Source organism: Psychromonas sp. KJ10-5 (assembly GCF_055808325.1).
The window spans coordinates 3053399-3071544 of the sequence record NZ_CM147864.1 but is presented as its reverse complement, the minus strand read 5'-3'; the positions used below and the strand labels follow the sequence as shown (position 1 = coordinate 3071544).

General features: G+C 37.9%; 14 protein-coding genes. 8 read left to right on the top strand and 6 right to left on the bottom strand.

Annotated elements, in window-relative coordinates:
- Positions 1 to 175 precede the first annotated feature (175 nt).
- Positions 176 to 1348, top strand: a complete 1173-nt coding sequence (locus tag AC0L3W_RS13385) for an NRAMP family divalent metal transporter (protein WP_290041043.1) — start codon at positions 176 to 178, stop codon at positions 1346 to 1348.
- A gap of 109 nt (positions 1349 to 1457) precedes the next feature.
- Positions 1458 to 1976: a DUF6795 domain-containing protein gene (locus AC0L3W_RS13380; protein WP_409440302.1), complete on the top strand. Its 519-nt coding sequence runs from the start codon at positions 1458 to 1460 to the stop codon at positions 1974 to 1976.
- A 218-nt stretch (positions 1977 to 2194) separates the two neighbouring features.
- Here the strand turns inward: AC0L3W_RS13380 and AC0L3W_RS13375 are convergent, their stop codons facing one another.
- The 6 genes from AC0L3W_RS13375 to rhlB form a co-directional block, all read right to left on the bottom strand.
- Positions 2195 to 2983: a DeoR/GlpR family transcriptional regulator gene (locus AC0L3W_RS13375; protein WP_290041041.1), complete on the bottom strand. Its 789-nt coding sequence runs from the start codon at positions 2981 to 2983 to the stop codon at positions 2195 to 2197.
- A 183-nt stretch (positions 2984 to 3166) separates the two neighbouring features.
- Entirely contained in the window at positions 3167 to 4699 is a 1533-nt protein-coding gene (glpK, locus tag AC0L3W_RS13370; protein WP_409440303.1) for a glycerol kinase GlpK, read from the bottom strand.
- Positions 4700 to 4765: 66 nt separating this feature from the next.
- A complete protein-coding gene (locus AC0L3W_RS13365; protein ID WP_290041038.1) occupies positions 4766 to 5584 on the bottom strand; it encodes an MIP/aquaporin family protein in 819 nt (272 codons plus the stop codon).
- 520 nt (positions 5585 to 6104) lie between these two features.
- Positions 6105 to 6725, bottom strand: coding sequence for a DUF4136 domain-containing protein (locus AC0L3W_RS13360; protein WP_290041037.1), 621 nt, complete (start codon positions 6723 to 6725; stop codon positions 6105 to 6107).
- Between the two features lie 68 nt (positions 6726 to 6793).
- Positions 6794 to 7711 (bottom strand): Ppx/GppA phosphatase family protein, encoded by a 918-nt coding sequence (locus AC0L3W_RS13355; protein WP_409440304.1) that lies wholly within the window; start codon positions 7709 to 7711, stop codon positions 6794 to 6796.
- A 1-nt stretch (position 7712) separates the two neighbouring features.
- Positions 7713 to 8972, bottom strand: a complete 1260-nt coding sequence (rhlB, locus tag AC0L3W_RS13350) for an ATP-dependent RNA helicase RhlB (protein WP_290041035.1) — start codon at positions 8970 to 8972, stop codon at positions 7713 to 7715.
- A 125-nt stretch (positions 8973 to 9097) separates the two neighbouring features.
- Here rhlB and trxA point away from each other — a divergent pair, with 125 nt between their 5' ends.
- From trxA to polA, 6 genes are all read left to right on the top strand, one after another.
- Entirely contained in the window at positions 9098 to 9424 is a 327-nt protein-coding gene (gene trxA, locus AC0L3W_RS13345; RefSeq protein WP_290041034.1) for a thioredoxin TrxA, read from the top strand.
- Positions 9425 to 9593: 169 nt separating this feature from the next.
- Entirely contained in the window at positions 9594 to 10862 is a 1269-nt protein-coding gene (gene rho, locus AC0L3W_RS13340; protein ID WP_113818768.1) for a transcription termination factor Rho, read from the top strand.
- A 288-nt stretch (positions 10863 to 11150) separates the two neighbouring features.
- Positions 11151 to 12620: a 4-hydroxy-3-polyprenylbenzoate decarboxylase gene (gene ubiD, locus AC0L3W_RS13335; RefSeq protein ID WP_409440305.1), complete on the top strand. Its 1470-nt coding sequence runs from the start codon at positions 11151 to 11153 to the stop codon at positions 12618 to 12620.
- A gap of 62 nt (positions 12621 to 12682) precedes the next feature.
- Complete coding sequence (gene fre, locus AC0L3W_RS13330; RefSeq protein ID WP_290041032.1) at positions 12683 to 13378, top strand: NAD(P)H-flavin reductase; 696 nt, start codon at positions 12683 to 12685, stop codon at positions 13376 to 13378.
- A 213-nt stretch (positions 13379 to 13591) separates the two neighbouring features.
- On the top strand, positions 13592 to 14701 hold the full coding sequence (locus AC0L3W_RS13325; RefSeq protein ID WP_290041031.1) for a 1-acyl-sn-glycerol-3-phosphate acyltransferase: 1110 nt from the start codon (positions 13592 to 13594) through the stop codon (positions 14699 to 14701).
- Between the two features lie 516 nt (positions 14702 to 15217).
- Positions 15218 to 18016, top strand: coding sequence for a DNA polymerase I (polA, locus tag AC0L3W_RS13320; RefSeq protein ID WP_409440306.1), 2799 nt, complete (start codon positions 15218 to 15220; stop codon positions 18014 to 18016).
- The last annotated feature ends 130 nt before the right edge of the window (positions 18017 to 18146 follow it).

Sequence of the window (18146 nt, the reverse complement as noted above, 5' to 3'; positions counted from 1 at the left end):
ATTTGGTGATTAAAAGTCTATTAATCCTTCGAAAGTCACTCTTTTTGCTTTTTTATTGACCATTAATTATGTATGTTAACCGACCACAAAAATATCCTAATTCGAGTTTAAATAAATGAATGATGTCGTACCAAGTATAAAATCGCGCTTAAATGCGTTTGGCCCCGGAATATTAATGGCCACTGCTTCAATTGGTGGTTCACACCTTGTTGCATCTACACAAGCAGGTGCTATTTTTGGCTGGCAATTACTGTGGTTAGTTGTTGCTGTTAATGTGCTGAAATACCCTTTTTTCCGTTTCGGAGTTGAATATACATTAGCGACGGGTAATAACTTAATCGAAGGTTATAAAAATAAAGGGCCTTGGTACTTTTATTGTTTTGCTGCTTTGAATGTTCTTGCTGCCGTTGTGAGTACGGCGGGGGTATTATTACTAACAGCGAGCCTACTGCATTACGCTTTACCGGTTAATGTGTCAGTGACCTTATTATGTTGGTTAATACTAGGTGTGTGTTTAATGATTCTATTATTTGGTCATTTTAAAGCATTAGATAATGTTGCTAAAGTGATCATGGTCGTATTAACGATTACGACGGTAGCTGCTTTTATTGTCGCTTTTAATAATGGCCCAATGACACCCGCTGATTACGAAGGGCCATCACCTTATAAGCTTGCTATGTTAGGTTTTATGGTCGCATTAATGGGGTGGATGCCTGCACCGATTGAAGTTTCTGCATTGAGTTCTCTTTGGTTAAAAGCAAAACAAAAACAACAGGTGATTACTAAGCAGCAAGGCTTGTTAGATTTTAATGTTGGTTATTGGCTAACTGCAGTATTGGCGTTAGTATTCTTTGGTTTAGGTGTGTTAGTACAGTATGGACAGACCAGCGGTACAGTGCTTGGTGGTGTGGCCTTTGCACAGCGCTTGATTGATATGTACGCATTAACCATTGGGGAATGGTCTCGTCCTTTAGTATCAATGATTGCCTTCTTATGTTTGTTTGGTACGACGATTACGGTATTAGATGGTTATTCACGTACTTTGAATGAATCGCATAAGCTACTAGGCTTTAAACAGTCTAAGCACAGTTTAAATATCTGGTTACTAATACAATCTCTAGCTGGTATGACTATCGTATTATTCTTTAAATCTGCATTAGCGCCTATGTTGACCTTTGCGATGACGTTAGCCTTTATTACTACTCCAGTGTTTGCTTGGCTTAACTTTAGATTAGTGAAATCTGAGCCTAGTATTCAACATGGGAAATTCTTACAAGGGCTGACTTGGTTAGGTATGATCTATTTGGTGGGATTTGCTTTAGCCTTTTTGATTTGGAAGTTTTGTTAAACAGTTCGCTTTGTACTTTTAGCCGTTTTAAAAATGCCGCATTGCGCGGCATTTTTTATGGTAGAAATATTATACCAATGACTCTCTTTTTCATCTAATCGGAAATATTATGACTTTAATAAAACAGAGTTTATTCAGTGTTATTAGCATTTTATTATTGGTTTTTAGTGTTTCTGCGTGTACGGATATTTTTGGTTTTTTTAGTCGGGAAACTTTTTTATTATCGCCCCCTATACAAGGTCAATTGTTAGATACTGGTAAAGTAGTTGTCGGTAAAACTGTTTATAGAGAGCTATATTATGATGGTCGCCACTTAGATCAAACAGTAACTGATCAGCACGGAAAATTTACCTTTCCTGCTTCTACCATTCGAACTTCAACACCATCAAGTATGTTTGGTAATGACTCACTGATGCAACATATTTACTTGGGCAAGCCAGGAGAAAACGAATTTACGCTATGGTTAGCTAAGCTATTTTATAATGGCAACCAGAATTCATTAACTTTAAAAGGTAAATTATCTGAGTTACGGTGTGACGTCGCCAACAGCGCAAAGACTTATGATGTGCCTGTGCAAGAGAATCCTGAGCATAAGATAGTTATTCATACATTATGTAATATGAACTGAAGCTTTTGGATAATGTGTGTGGGGTAAATATAAATGGGGGGTAATATTGCCCTGTGACTTTCGCTTGCTGCACTGAACTTAAATCAACGACTAGTTTGTTTCGTCATTTTCTTGTATGTGCAGATAAACTTACTTTAGTTTCATCTGCATCAAGTGAGATATATGAGTCTTAGACGATTAAATATTTTAAAAAGTTATCGTTACGTGAATAATCATCATTAATCAGCTTGTTCAGTGCTTTGGCTATTAATAACCTCTAATGGAATGTTATGTTCTTTTAATATGCTAATAATTTCATTAGGTGGCGTTAAGTCTGTGATTAACATGTCTAATTCACTTATATTACCTAAGTTAACCATGGCGTTGCGGCCAAATTTAGTATGGTCAACAGCAAGGAATACACTACGGCTATTTTCAATGATCGCTTGTTTCACACGTACTTCATGATAATCAAAGTCTAATAATGAACCATCATAATCAATACCACTAATACCGATAATGCCAAAGTCCAAACGGAACTGTTTGATAAAGTCTAACGTAGCTTCTCCGACAATACCGCCATCTCTATTGCGTACTTCGCCACCGGCTAGAATTACTTTAAAATCATCGTTGGTCATTAAAATACTCGCGACGTTGATATTATTCGTAACAATGCGTAAGCCTTTATGGTTTTTAACCAGTTCTTTCGCTATATATTCAGGTGTGGTTCCGATATCTATAAACAGAGTTGCACCATCTGGGATATATTTTACTAATGCTTGGGCGATGGCATCTTTAACATGGGATTGACGTTCTTTTCGGTCGTTGTAAGAAGTATTGACTGAGCTTTGTTGTGTTGTTGCTCCACCATGGTGTCTGCGGATTTTATTTTCATCGGCGAGTTCATTGAGATCTCGACGAATGGTTTGTGGGCTGACATTAAAGTGTTCAACAAGACTTTCAGTACTTACATAGCCATTCTTTTGTACTAAATTAACGATCTCTTGATGTCTTGTTGTCTGTTTCATTGAACCTCACTCCTGCGCTCATGGCTAAATTTATAAAAAACAGTTTACTGTGTGCACATTAGGAATAGCAAGTGTAATGAGTGTTTTACGTTCGAATGAGAGACAAATAGACAATAATGTTGAAGTATTGATAACAAAAGAGCGCTCGAGGCGCTCTTTAATGGAGGTTATTGTTTGAATTGATTAAGGTGTATCTTCGTTATCTTCATTATGAAGATCTGCCCATACCGTGGCACATTTTACTGCGCGCTTCCAGCCATTGTAACGCTGTTCACGTTTTTCTTGTACGGCAACGGGTTCAAAAGAGTGTTCAATAACAGCTTTGTTTTGTAGTTCATCTAGACTGCTCCAATAACCCACTGCAATACCAGCCAAGTATGCGGCACCGAGAGCCGTTACTTCAGTAACTGCTGGGCGTTCCACTGTCGTATTCAGTACATCTGATTGGAATTGCATTAAGAAATTATTGGCTACTGCACCACCATCAACACGTAGTGAAGCTAGTTCCATATTTGCATCTGCTTGCATCGCATCTAATACGTCACGAGTTTGGTAAGCAATACTCTCTAATGTTGCACGTATAATATGATTTGCATTAGTACCACGTGTTAAACCAACGATTGTACCGCGCGCATAAGGGTTCCAATATGGCGCACCTAAACCAGTAAAGGCTGGAACAACATATACCCCATTTGACGATCCAACCTTAGTCGCAAAGTATTCAGAGTCTTTAGCATCAGAGAGTATTTTCATCTCATCGCGTAACCATTGAATTGATGCTCCCCCCATGAATACTGCACCTTCTAATGCGTAAGTTGCTTCACCTTTCGGACCACAAGCCAAAGTAGTGAGCAGGCCATGTGTTGAGGTTATTTTCTCTTTACCTGTATTCATTAATAGGAAGCAGCCTGTTCCATAGGTATTTTTGGCTTGGCCCTTTTCTACACACATATGCCCGTATAATGCAGCTTGTTGATCACCTGCTATACCTGCAATAGGAATACGCGTACCGCCAACACCACCAATATTAGTTTTACCGTAAACCTCAGAAGAACTTTTTACCTCAGCCATCATAGATGCTGGAATACCTAGTTCTGCAAGCAGTTTTTCATCCCATTGTAGTGTGTTGATATTAAATAACATGGTACGAGAAGCGTTAGTGTAATCCGTAACATGTACGCGTCCTTGCGTCATTTTCCAGATCAACCAGGTATCTACGGTGCCAAATAATAACTTACCTGCTTCAGCATCTTCACGTGCACCTTCGACGTTGTCTAAGATCCATTTTACTTTAGTGCCTGAAAAATATGGGTCTAGCATTAAACCTGTATTTTCGCGGACATAGTCTTCTAAGCCTTCGCGCTCTTTCAGCTCCTCACAAATGCTTGCTGTACGGCGACACTGCCAAACAATGGCGTTATAAACCGGCTTGCCCGTTTCTTTATTCCAAACAATAGTGGTTTCACGTTGATTAGTAATACCGATAGCTGCTACTTGGTCACTACGAATACTCGCTTTTGCTAAAGATTCGGTTAATACAGAGCTTTGTGTCGCATAAATCTCCATAGGGTCATGCTCAACCCAGCCAGAATGGGGGTAAATTTGTGTAAATTCACGTTGAGAAACACTAATGATATTCGCTTCGTGATCAAGAATTACTGCACGAGAGCTGGTAGTACCTTGGTCTAAAGCAACGATATATTGTTTGTCTGTCATTATATTTTCCTTTTTACTATTTAATCTGAACATGTGCCGTTACTGAAATTGGCATATTTGTATTTTTTAATCACACTCATTTGGAATAGTGCAACCAAAGCCTTCTTCTGGCAGGTATGGTGAAATAACTTTCGGGTAAACCCATGCACCAAAGCAGGCTCCTAAAATAGGTGCAACAATTGGTACGATGAAGTATGGAATCTCTCTTGCACCTGTTAGTGCAAAGTCCCAACCTGCTAAATAAGCAAATAATTTAGGACCAAAATCTCGAGCAGGATTCATAGCAAAACCAGTTAGAGGGCCTAATGAACCACCAATAACGGCAATTAATACACCGATTAATACTGGGTTTAATGGGCCACGAGGTGCACCATTATTTTCATCTCCCAATGCTAAAATCGCGAAAATAAGAACTGTTGTTATAACAAACTCAACAAAAAATGCCGTGACTAAAGAAATTGATGGATGCGGGTAGGTAGAAAAAATTCCTGCGGTGGATAGGGCTTCCTGACTACTTCTTACAAAGTTATGAGCGATCTCATAATCACTAAATAGGTTACTATATAATGCGTACACTAAAGCAGCAGAGCAGAATGCACCGAGTAACTGCGATATAATGTACGGCAATACTTTTTGTTTGTTAAACCCATGAAATAACGCAAGTGCAATGGTAACAGCTGGGTTAATATGCGCGCCAGAAACACCAGCAGTACAGTAGATCGCGATAGCAACCCCCATTCCCCACATAATACTAATTTCCCATTGACCAAAGTTTGCGCCAGCTAATACTAATGCGGCTACACAACCAACACCAAAAAAGATTAATATTGCGGTGCCAATAAACTCAGCGAGACACTGCCCCATTAATGAATGTTGTTTACTCATTTTGCATTCCTTTTGTTATTTGATAATTAACGATCTGCGTTTTAATGTGCACAAAGATACTTATCATTAACATTTTTACTACAAAAATAGATTTATTCTGAGCGTTCGCTCGCATTTTGTTTTAAATCGAGCTTTTTTTGGTTGGTTAGATCATGTTTTTTGTTTGGGAGGGTAAAAAGGCTGTAACATTTTTTATGAAATTATTTCTCTTTATATTTCTTATTTATCAATTAAATAGATGTATTTTAGTCATATTGTATGATTAATTTTTTTATGGGTAAGTTAAATATTATATCAATGATTAACTTTTCATTAAAGAAAATATTACTTTCGTTATAGATGATGATTAGGGCGTTTATTTTCTTGTGAAAGAGAGCGTTTTTTACATATTTAGACGTTTTGGTAAGTTTTATGTTCGTTGGTTATGGTTAGTAACAACATCTTTTACTGTTATAAATTTCATCATCAGCTCTGAAAACAGCTTTAAATGTAGAGTGGTGCTCTAGGGGGCATGTAGGGGTTATTCATCACATTGCCCTTGATATGGAATGTCAGCTTTTCTTATTTTCCCGTTTTCGCCAGGAAAGTCAGTAAACATCGCCTCTAATAACTGGTCAAATACACCAGCCATGATTTCACACTCACCTATACTTCTAACTTGAGATTCATATATTCTAGTATCTGCTTGCGTACTACTGATATCTAATGCCAGTACACGGTTGTAGGTGGTTATAATATTGCTTGTAGCGTTATTAATCTTTTTATGGCGATCTTTGTGGTGTAAGCGAGCAAACTTGCCTCGGTGCATTAACCTTGAATGAGTACGAATAACGGGTACGGTAACAAAATACGTATCGCCTTCATCAATACCATAATCAAAAGTGGCAATATAGTCTGCTTGCGCTTTGTCTATAACCACCTCATAACCTACATTATTTAATTTATCTGCTAATTTTTGCTTATAGCTAATAAGTTCTAGGGAGTTTGTTGGGAGACCTTGAGCAGAAGTGATATAGATATTGCCTGTGGTTGAAAATTGCTCTTGATAAAAAGTGGTACGAGTGGTGTCAACGCTATAGGTACTACAAGCGCTGATTAGCATGATCAGTGTTAATAAAGTAGTGAGCTTGAGCTGTTTCATTTTCATACCCTTACATAATACAACGGTTAAGTGCTGATTTATCTGGTATCGAAAAGGTTTTGTCTGAATTAATTAAATTCGCTTTGATTATTAAACATCATGCTAATTAAACCTTCCCTTAATGCACCATTAGACAGTTGCATCTGTTGAATGTTCAATGATTCGAAGAGTGCTATTAGTATTGCTAATCCACTGGCAAAAACAGGCGCTCTAGAGGCTTCTAAGCCTACAATATCAAGTTGCTCTATGGTTTTACAGGCAATGCACTGTTGTTTAATTTGTTGTAATAATTCAAAGGATAGTGAATCGCTGAGTTGTTGTGCTTGATTCACTTCATTAACTGCTTGAATGGTACCCGAAGCACCTAAGGTTAACTCCCAATCAAATGCACTGTATTGAGTTTTAACTGTTGAGATAACTTGTCGAGCTGCATTGATGGCGTTGTTGAAATTGTATTTATTGAGTTGCTGATCTGCGAAATAATGACTTAACCAGGTGACACAGCCAATATTCAAGCTATTAGCAATATGAACATGATTACCTTGCCCTAATACCAATTCAGTACTAGCTCCACCAATATCTATTACTAATAGTTTTTTGTCAGTTTGTTCCGTGTAGGAAACGCCCTTAAAGATCGTTTTAGCTTCTTGTACGCCAGAAATTAGATTAATAGGGTGACCAAGAATTTTTTCAGCTACTTTAATAAATTCTTCACTATTAACCGCAATTCTTAGGGCTGCAGTGGCTGTGATCAGCACAGTAACTGGCTTGATTTGGTCTAACAACAATCTAAAGTTTTCTAGGCAAGCCCATCCTCTTTGCATTGTTGTTTGATCAAGTTGTTTATCGCCATTTAAACCAGCAGCTAAACGTACTTTTTGCTTATGTTTTGAAACAACGTTAAAACCATTTCCTTGCTTACTGACCGTGAGCATATGGAAGCTGTTAGAGCCTAAATCAATAATGGTGTAACGTGCTGCTGTCATATTATTTTTTATGCGACCTATGGTAGTTATCTTTACGGTTGTTATTCGAATGTACTTTATATTTAGTGACTTTCATAACTGGTAAAGAGTCTAATAGGGAATCTTTGTCGTATTCGCTCACTGGAATAGTATGTTTAATATATTCTTCAATAGAAGGCAAATTAAATACATATTTTTCACAAGCTAAGCTAATTGCTAACCCTTTTTCGCCTGCTCGACCGGTTCGACCGATACGATGAACGTAATCTTCACAGTCATCAGGTAGATCAAAATTGAATACATGAGATACTTTTGGAATATGCAATCCGCGTGCAGCAACATCAGTAGCAATTAATATGTCGATTTGACCTTCAGTAAACTGCTGCAAGATTTGTTCACGTTTCTTTTGTGGCACATCACCGGTTAATAATCCTGCGCGGTGACCATCACCAGCAAGATAACCCCATACTTTTTCACAAGCATGTTTAGTGTTAGCAAATACAATCGCTTTTTCTGGCCATTCATCTTCCATCAAACTAAGTAATAACAACATTTTATCTTCATTTGATGGGTAAAAAAGTTCTTCTGTGATATTGGCTGAAGTCATTACTTCAGGTTCAATTTGCACATGTTCAGGGTTGTTCATATGTTCAAAAGCAAGCTCTTGTACTTTATGAGATAAGGTCGCAGAGAATAATAGATTAAGTCGTTGATCTGCCGCTGGCATGCGGCGGAATAGGTAACGTATATCTTTAATAAAGCCTAAATCGAACATACGATCAGCCTCATCTAGGACAACAGCTTGAATCGATTCTAGATTGATAACGCCTTGTTTTGCGAAATCAATGATACGACCACAAGTACCAATTAAAATATCAACGCCTTTTTCTAGTTTATTCTGTTGAATTTCAACTTTTTCGCCCCCATAAGCTAAACCAAGGCGTAAAGATGTTGAGTCTGCTAATGACATTGCATCTTTATGAATCTGAATCGCAAGCTCTCGAGTAGGTGCTAAAATAATAGCCCTAGGTTGGTTCTTACGGCGGTTTTCAGGTGCTTTGTTAACCAATAGGTGATGGAATACGGCAGGTAGAAACGCCAAGGTTTTACCGGTACCTGTTTGAGCTTGTCCTGCAATATCTTTACCTTGTAAGGTAATTGGCAGTGACAGCGCTTGAATAGGTGTACAGTATTCGAACCCTTTAGCGGTTAAACCTGAAAGTAGACTTGGCTCTAGAGGCAAGTCTGAAAATTTTGTTTGAGTTAGGTGTGTTTTATTCATTTGCAGAGCATAGCAGTTTATACTTGCAATAAATATTGAGATCGATTCAAATATCAAAAAATATATTTTAGTGGTGAGCATGTTATAGTAGCTTTCTATTAATAAATTCCTTTCTGGAGAGAAAAATGAGCGAAAATATCGTAACGTTAAGTGATGCAAGTTTTGATGCTGACGTAGTTAATGCATCTGGTCCTGTATTAGTAGACTTTTGGGCAGAGTGGTGTGGACCTTGTAAAATGATCGCACCGATCTTAAGTGAAGTAGCGGTTGAATACGCAGGTAAAGTGACTGTTGGTAAACTAAACATCGACCAAAACAGCGATACACCACCAAAATTTGGTATCCGTGGTATTCCAACTTTATTACTATTTAAAGATGGTAAAGTTGCTGCGACTAAAGTCGGCGCACTTTCAAAATCACAACTTACTGAATTTTTAGACGCTAACGTTTAATCATTTATAATCAGAATGAAGGTTAAGTGCAGAACACTTCATCTTCATTCTGGACAGCTTCAATTATTAATGTTACCTTTACGCTCAAATTATGAGCAATTCAGAATTTACGCTATCCAAACACGTTATCTACCCTTTATCCCAAATTTAAAAAACATCAAAAACAATTATGAATCTAACCGAATTAAAAAATACTCCCGTATCTGAGCTTGTTGAGCTTGGAAGTACCATGGGGCTTGAAAATTTAGCCCGTCTAAGAAAACAAGATATTATCTTCGCAATATTGAAAGCCCATGCTAAAAGTGGTGCTGATATTTTCGGTGCTGGTGTTTTAGAGATTCTACAAGATGGTTTTGGCTTTTTGCGTAGCTCAGACAGCTCTTATTTAGCTGGCCCTGATGATATTTACATTTCACCTAGTCAAATCCGTCGTTTTAATTTACGTACGGGTGATAGTGTAGAAGGTAAAATCAGACCACCTAAAGAAGGAGAGCGTTACTTTGCATTATTAAAAATTATGCAAGTAAACTTTAACAAACCTGAAAACTCTCGTAATAAAATCTTATTTGAAAACTTAACGCCAATTCACCCTGATGAGCGTTTACGTTTAGAAAACGGTAGTGGTAGTACTGAAGATATTACAGCACGTATTCTTGATTTAGTCTCTCCTATCGGTAAAGGTCAACGTGGTCTAATCGTTGCACCACCAAAAGCCGGTAAAACAATGTTATTACAAAACATTGCGCAAAGTATTTCAATTAACCACCCTGAAGCAGAACTTATCGTACTGTTAATCGATGAGCGCCCGGAAGAAGTAACAGAAATGCGTCGTCTAGTGCGCGGTGAAGTGGTTGCCTCTACGTTTGATGAACCTGCTAATCGTCACGTTCAAGTAGCCGAAATGGTCATTGAGAAAGCAAAACGTTTAGTTGAGCACAAAAAAGATGTGATCATCTTACTGGACTCGATTACCCGTTTAGCACGTGCTTATAACACTGTTATTCCAAGTTCAGGTAAAGTACTAACCGGTGGTGTTGATGCGAATGCATTACATCGTCCTAAGCGTTTCTTTGGTGCTGCACGTAATGTTGAAGAGGGTGGTAGTTTAACAATCTTAGCAACAGCACTTATCGATACTGGTTCTAAAATGGATGAAGTTATCTATGAAGAATTTAAAGGTACAGGTAACTCAGAGATCCACTTAAATCGTAAATTAGCTGAAAAGCGTGTTTACCCTGCGATTGATATTACTCGTTCAGGCACGCGTCGTGAAGAGTTGCTAACAAAAGCTGATGAACTACAGCGTATGTGGATTTTACGTAAGATTGTTCATCCAATGGGTGAAATCGGCGCCACTGAATTCATGATTGATAAGCTGGGTTTAAGTAAAACAAATGATGACTTCTTTGAAGCAATGAAGAATCAAAAAGCTAAATAGTTTTAGGCGATAAAATAAAACAACAACGCTACTTAGGTAGCGTTTTTTTTATCTTAAATAGTTGAACTAAAGTATTTTTTCCCACGTAATAATAAGATATTACATGAAGCATATTTTGGTTTAGAGATAAGTTATTTTATAAGTAAAATTAAATACTTAATCAGAATGATTGGTATAGTGACCTCAGTCTGGATAAGCAAAACTTACAGCACTGTATAAATAATATAACTTTATGCTTTTAAATATAGAGATGCTTTCATTATCCAGAATGGAGGTTAAGTAGGTAAAATGAAGTTTGATGATTTGCGTGATTTTTTAAATCAACTAGAAGAAAAAGGGCTATTAAAACGCATTAGCCAAGAGATTGACCCTAATTTAGAGATGACTGAAATCTCTGATCGCACATTGCGTGCTGGCGGACCTGCTTTATTATTTGAAAACCCGAAAGGTCACGAGACTCCAGTGTTAACCAATTTATTTGGTACACCTGAACGAGTTGCCTTAGCGATGGGTAAAGAAAAGGTGAGTGAACTACGTGAAGTGGGGGAGTGGTTAGCCTATTTAAAAGAACCTGATCCACCTAAAGGCGTGAAGGCGATGTGGGAAAAGCTACCAATCTTCAAACAAGTTCTTAATATGCCTACTAAACGCGTTAAATCACCTGCGTGTCAGGAAGTAGTGATGGAAGGTGATGACGTTGATTTAACCAAACTACCGATCATGAAGTGTTGGCCTGGAGATGTAGCTCCCTTGATTACGTGGGGGCTGACTATTACTCGTGGTCCTTACAAAAAACGCCAAAACCTAGGCATATACCGTCAGCAATTAATCGCTAAAAATAAAATTATTATGCGTTGGTTATCGCACCGTGGTGGCGCGATTGATTACCGTGAGTGGCAAGAAGCAAATCCAGGTAAACCATTCCCTGTAAGCGTTGCATTGGGGGCCGATCCAGCAACGATTCTTGGCGCAGTGACACCGGTACCAGACACATTATCTGAATATGCATTTGCTGGTTTATTACGTGGTTCAAGAACTAAAGTAGCAACGGGGTTAAGCAATGATTTAGATGTACCGGCTACCGCTGAAATCATCTTAGAAGGTTATTTAATGCCGGGTGAAGAAGCACCTGAAGGGCCTTACGGAGATCATACTGGCTATTACAATGAAGTCGATGATTTCCAAGTGATGACAGTCACTCATGTCACGACTCGAAAAGACCCTATTTACCATAGCACTTATACTGGCCGTCCACCTGATGAACCGGCTATTTTAGGTGTAGCATTAAATGAAGTTTTCGTACCGATTATTAAAAAACAGTTCCCTGAAATTGTAGACTTTTATTTGCCCCCAGAAGGTTGCTCATACCGTATGGCGGTTGTGTCTATGAAGAAGAGTTACCCGGGTCACGCTAAGCGTGTAATGTTGGGTATTTGGTCGTTCTTGCGTCAGTTTATGTATACTAAATTTATTATTGTGTGTGACGATGATGTTAATGTACGCGACTGGAACGACGTGATTTGGGCAATTACTACTCGTATGGATCCAAGTCGTGATACCACATTAGTGGATAATACACCGATCGATTATTTGGACTTTGCTTCCCCTGTATCAGGATTAGGCTCAAAAATGGGCTTAGATGCCACCAATAAATGGCCAGGTGAAACCACGCGCGAATGGGGTGTCCCCATCGTTATGGATAAAGACGTTAAAGAAAAAATAGATGGTCTTTGGAATGACCTAGATATTTTGTCATAATGTGACCTTAATGAAGCCATCGGCCTGTTAGATATTGTTAGCCAATAATAAAAGAGAAAAGAATGCCACAAGTTACCTGTAATGTTGCTTCAATCGAGAAGTTAAATGCGTTTTTATACCGTATATTTTTAGCCCCTACGAAAGCTGTTTCTTTTAAAGCGGGACAATATGTATCAGTGATCATGGGAGAAGGTGACAAACGTCATTTTTCTATTGCAAACACACCATCAAGTGAGTTGATTGAGCTACATATTGGTGCCACACCTGATAACAAATATGCGATGCAAGTTGTTGAAAAAATGCAGTCTGGTGAGTCTTTAGACGTCGAAATCGCTAACGGCGCGGCTTATTTACGTGAAGAGTCTACTCGCCCTATTATTTTAATGGCTGGCGGAACAGGATTCTCTTACGTGAAATCAATTCTAGAGCAGATTGTAGAGTCAAATTTAGAAAACCCTGTTTATCTGTACTGGGGGGTTAAAGAGTACTCTCATTTCTATTTTGAAGACCAAGCAAAAAGCTGGTCTGAAGAGCACAACAATATCCATTTCCATCCTGTAGTGGAGTTGCCTGAAGAAGATTGGCTGGGTAAACATGGTTATGTACACCAAGCCGTATTAGATGAATTCGAAGATCTCTCTGAGTTTGATATCTACATTGTAGGCCGTTTTGAAATGGCTAAAGTCGCGCGTGAAGACTTTATTAAACGCGGTGCAGTGATCGATAATATCTACGGCGATGCCTTTGCTTTTATCTAGTCATCTTTTATTTTACCCTACCTAATACAAAGTAGGTGGGGTAATAAGCTGATATTATTAGTATTGATGGATCAAACTAAACTTCCAAAGCGTGCAATAGGCCTGATTTAGGTTATAAAACAAGCAACAATAGCCGTATATTCGTTTAAATCTCCTCGCTGTTATGCCTAAAAGCATGTAAAATGCGCCATCCATTTTCTAGAGAATCATAATATGCCAACTAACATTGATAAATTTAGTGATATTCGTCCCTACAATGACCAAGAGATACAACCAGCTATCAAGCGTGTCATTAATAGCGAAGAATTTATGGATGCTATATTAAGCTTCCGTTTTCCTAAGTTATCAAAATGTTTAGGATTTGTGCTTAAGCCTTTGTTACGTCGTTATTTCCTATACAAATGGGGAAGCATAGACAGCATTGATAAAATGCAAAAAGTAGTCGGTGTTTATATGCAACACATGATTGATTCTACGACCACTAAATTCACTTATTCTGGCTTAGAAAAATTAGATCCAGAACAAAATTATTTGTTTGTGTCTAATCATCGTGATATCGCAATGGACCCGTCTTTTGTTAACTGGGCATTGTTCACTGAAAACTTCCACACGGTACGTATTGCAATCGGCGATAACTTATTAAGTAAACCTTTTGTATCAGACCTGATGCGCATGAATAAAAGTTTTATCGTAAAACGTTCTGTGACGGGGGTACGTGAAATGATGAAGTCATTATCGACCTTATCTGATTACATCAGTACTTCGTTAAAATTTGATAGTAGCATTTGGATTGCCCAGAAAGAGGGAAGAGCAAAGGATGGTTTTGATAAAACCGATCCTGCGATCATTAAAATGTTTTATGTTAATGGTAAAAAGCAAAAAATACCTTTTGATGAGTACATTAAGTCATTAAACATTGTGCCGGTTGCGGTTTCTTATGAGTTAGACCCATGCGATCAACAAAAAGCACGTGAGTTATATGAGCTTTCTGAATCAGGTCAATACAATAAAAGTCAATTTGAAGATATTGAAAGTATTGTAAGTGGTATTGTTGGCCAGAAAGGGCACGTACATGTTGCATTTGGTCAGCCTTTGAGTGGTAACTTCGAAAATGCCGATCAAGTGGCTGAAGAGATTGATAAGCAAATCTACCAAAACTATTTCCTACACCCATCTAACTTAATTGCAGCGCAACAAGATGTAGATAACCTGTCGGCACAAGATATAGCAGCTTTTAAAGCGCGTATTCAAGCAATTCCACCGGAATTACAGGAAACAGTACTGAAGATGTACGCTAACCCTGTTGGTCATTTTACTAGCTAAAATAGCGACTAAATTAAACTGAATTAGGTATATATTCTTTTTGTTATGCACATTTACAAAAACGTTAAATGTGCGTTTTTTGCGTGTCTGTCATTTGCATCTATTTGAAATTTAAGTGTTAATAATTATTTTTTGTTATACGTCAAATTTTAAATAAAATAATTAACAGAGTTATCCACAGATGTTTATACAGCGAAAGTGAATGTCCACTTACCTTTTAGCCACCTCGTAGGCTACTATTTATTTTTTGTATTTAGCGATTAATGTATTTTTATTGGTGAATGTCGGTTCTACACACAGGTTGATCGATTCTTCTACTTAAAAACAACTCACCCTATATTATAAATTTCGTAAATAGAGATGTGATTTATATCAATTCAACTATTTTTTCTGCGAAAAATGTAGCTCATACATTTAATCAAATGAGTATAATTTCAGATTATACAAAAACGAGGTCACTATTTTTAAGTGTGATAGGTATACTATCTACCCGTTTTATTTGATTGGTAGTTATCTATGGCTGTAGTTCCTGAAAATCCTTTTGTGCTGGTTGACGGCTCTTCGTATTTATATCGTGCATTTTTCTCTCCCCCACATTTAACCAACTCAGCTGGTGAAGCTACTGGTGCTGTATATGGCGTAGTGAACATGCTACAAAGCTTGTTAAAGCAATTTAGCCCAACACATATTGTGGTTGTCTTTGATGCTAAAGGAAAAACCTTTCGTGATGACATGTATGTTGAGTACAAAGCCAACAGACCTAGTATGCCAGATGATTTACGTAGTCAAATAGAGCCTTTACATGCTGTGATTAAAGCGATGGGTTTACCTATTTTAACGGTACCCGGCGTAGAAGCCGATGACGTCATTGGTACACTGGCGTTACAGGCTAGCCAAAAAGGCATTAAAACCTTAATCAGCACTGGCGATAAGGACATGGCGCAGTTAGTTGATGAAAACACTTATTTGATTAACACAATGACTAATACTGTACTTGATGTACCAGGTGTTAATGAAAAATTTGGTATTCCACCAGAAATGATCATCGACTTTTTAGCGTTAATGGGTGATAAAGTCGATAACATACCTGGTGTACCAGGGGTTGGTGAAAAAACCGCTTTAGCGATGTTACAAGGTCTAGGCAACATGGATAGCATCTATGAAAACTTAGATAAACTGGCACCATTAGGTTTCCGTGGTAGTAAAACCATGGCTAAAAAGATGCAAGAAAACGAAGCAATGGCTCGTTTATCATATCAACTAGCGACAATTAAGTTAGATGTCGAATTGGAAGTGGGTTACGACGACTTCAAACCAACTCCACAAGATACTGATGAACTGATTAAACTATTTGGAAAATTAGAATTTAAACGTTGGTTAGCATCCTTATTATCTGGTGATAATTTAGTGGCTAAAGCTTCTTCTGGGCAAGAAAGCCAAGTGAACCCTGCATTTGTTGCTGCAAAATCAATGGTTGACCGTGATAGCTATAAAACTATCTACACCAAAGGGCAATTATTGCAGTGGATTAAGAAATTAAAACAAGCTGATATCTTCGCCTTTGATACTGAAACAACCAGCCTAGATTACATGCAAGCTAAGATTGTTGGTTTATCCTTTGCTATTCAAACCAATGTAGGTGAAGAAGCTGATCCAATCATTGAAGCGGCATACCTGCCATTAGCACATGACTATATTGATGCACCTGCACAGTTAGATTTGACAGAGACTCTCGCCTTATTAGAGCCAGTTTTGTCATCAGATGAATATAAAAAAGTAGGTCAAAATTTAAAATATGACCGCAGTGTATTACTAAATCATGGTATTACCTTGGGTGGCATTGCCTTTGATACTATGCTGGAATCTTATGTGTTAGATAGCACTGGCAAGCATGATATGGATACCTTAGCACTAAAATATTTAGGCCATAAATGCATTAGCTTTGAAGATATTGCCGGTAAAGGTAAAAAACAACTTACCTTTAATCAAATTTCGATTAAAGAAGCAGCTCCTTATGCTGCTGAAGATGCTGATATTACGTTACGTCTTCACCTCGAATTACAAAGTCGCTTACAGGAAACACCTGAGTTATTAACAGTATTGAATGAGATTGAGATGCCGCTATTAACTGTACTTTCAGATATTGAAAGAGGCGGTGTTGAAATCGACAGTGAGTTATTAAAAGTACAAAGCAATGAAATTGCGAAGCGTTTATTAGAGTTAGAAGAGCTAGCATACGAAGAAGCAGGTAAACCGTTTAATTTAAGCTCGCCAAAACAACTACAAACGATTTTGTTTGAAGAATTAAATATACCGGTGATTAAGAAAACACCAAAAGGTGCGCCTTCTACGGCGGAAGAAGTATTGCAAGAGTTGGCACTTACTTACCCTTTGCCTAAGTTAATTATTGAGCATCGTGGATTAAGTAAACTAAAATCAACATATACTGATAAGTTACCACTAATGGTTAACGAAGAGACAGGTCGTCTTCATACTTCATACCATCAGGCGGTCACGGTGACAGGTCGTTTATCATCAAGCGATCCAAACCTACAAAATATTCCAATTCGTAGCAGTGAAGGTCGTCGTATTCGCCAAGCCTTTATTGCACAACCTGGTTATAAAATTGTAGCTGCCGATTACAGTCAAATTGAATTACGTATTATGGCGCATTTGTCGCAAGACGCAGGTTTATTAACGGCATTCTCAACAGGTAAAGATATCCATAAAGCAACGGCCGCTGAAGTTTTCTCTGTTGCACTTGATGATGTGACTGTTGATCAACGTCGAAGCGCTAAAGCGATTAACTTTGGTTTAATTTACGGTATGAGTGCCTTTGGTTTAGCTAAGCAATTAAATATTGGTCGTCAAGAAGCACAAAAATACATGGATCGTTACTTCAGTCGTTACCCGGCTGTATTAACTTATATGGAAGATACGCGTTTACTAGCGAATGAAAAAGCTTATGTAGAAACTATTTTTGGTCGTCGATTACAGTTGCCTAATATCAATGCTAAAAACGGTATGCTAAAGAAAGCAGCTGAACGTGCGGCGATTAATGCACCGATGCAGGGAACGGCTGCCGATATCATCAAAAAAGCGATGATCGACATGGCAGAGTGGGTAAAACAGAAGCCACAAGGCAGCGTGCAAATTCTGATGCAAGTACACGATGAATTAGTCTTTGCGATTAAAGAAGAGTCTGTAGAATCTTATACAAAAGAGATTCAAACAATTATGGCTAATGCAGCTAAGTTAGATGTACCACTGATTGCCGATGCTGATGTTGGTGATAATTGGGATGAAGCTCATTAAACAAACAAATTAGCTTTGCATAATTTATGAACTAATTATAAATTGTCATGACTAATTAATGAAGATAGCGATTTTATAAAGTCTTCCCTGTTTCCCTCAATATGTATCCGTATATTGAGGGTTTTTTGCT

Excerpts from the sequence above, each read along its gene's own strand:
- AC0L3W_RS13385 (WP_290041043.1), top strand. The coding sequence starts at position 176 with ATGGCCACTGCTTCAATTGGTGGTTCACACCTTGTTGCATCTACACAA.
- AC0L3W_RS13380 (WP_409440302.1), top strand. The coding sequence starts at position 1,458 with ATGACTTTAATAAAACAGAGTTTATTCAGTGTTATTAGCATTTTATTA.
- AC0L3W_RS13375 (WP_290041041.1), bottom strand. The coding sequence starts at position 2,983 with ATGAAACAGACAACAAGACATCAAGAGATCGTTAATTTAGTACAAAAG.
- glpK (WP_409440303.1), bottom strand. The coding sequence starts at position 4,699 with ATGACAGACAAACAATATATCGTTGCTTTAGACCAAGGTACTACCAGC.
- AC0L3W_RS13365 (WP_290041038.1), bottom strand. The coding sequence starts at position 5,584 with ATGAGTAAACAACATTCATTAATGGGGCAGTGTCTCGCTGAGTTTATT.
- AC0L3W_RS13360 (WP_290041037.1), bottom strand. The coding sequence starts at position 6,725 with ATGAAACAGCTCAAGCTCACTACTTTATTAACACTGATCATGCTAATC.
- AC0L3W_RS13355 (WP_409440304.1), bottom strand. The coding sequence starts at position 7,711 with ATGACAGCAGCACGTTACACCATTATTGATTTAGGCTCTAACAGCTTC.
- rhlB (WP_290041035.1), bottom strand. The coding sequence starts at position 8,972 with ATGAATAAAACACACCTAACTCAAACAAAATTTTCAGACTTGCCTCTA.
- trxA (WP_290041034.1), top strand. The coding sequence starts at position 9,098 with ATGAGCGAAAATATCGTAACGTTAAGTGATGCAAGTTTTGATGCTGAC.
- rho (WP_113818768.1), top strand. The coding sequence starts at position 9,594 with ATGAATCTAACCGAATTAAAAAATACTCCCGTATCTGAGCTTGTTGAG.
- ubiD (WP_409440305.1), top strand. The coding sequence starts at position 11,151 with ATGAAGTTTGATGATTTGCGTGATTTTTTAAATCAACTAGAAGAAAAA.
- fre (WP_290041032.1), top strand. The coding sequence starts at position 12,683 with ATGCCACAAGTTACCTGTAATGTTGCTTCAATCGAGAAGTTAAATGCG.
- AC0L3W_RS13325 (WP_290041031.1), top strand. The coding sequence starts at position 13,592 with ATGCCAACTAACATTGATAAATTTAGTGATATTCGTCCCTACAATGAC.
- polA (WP_409440306.1), top strand. The coding sequence starts at position 15,218 with ATGGCTGTAGTTCCTGAAAATCCTTTTGTGCTGGTTGACGGCTCTTCG.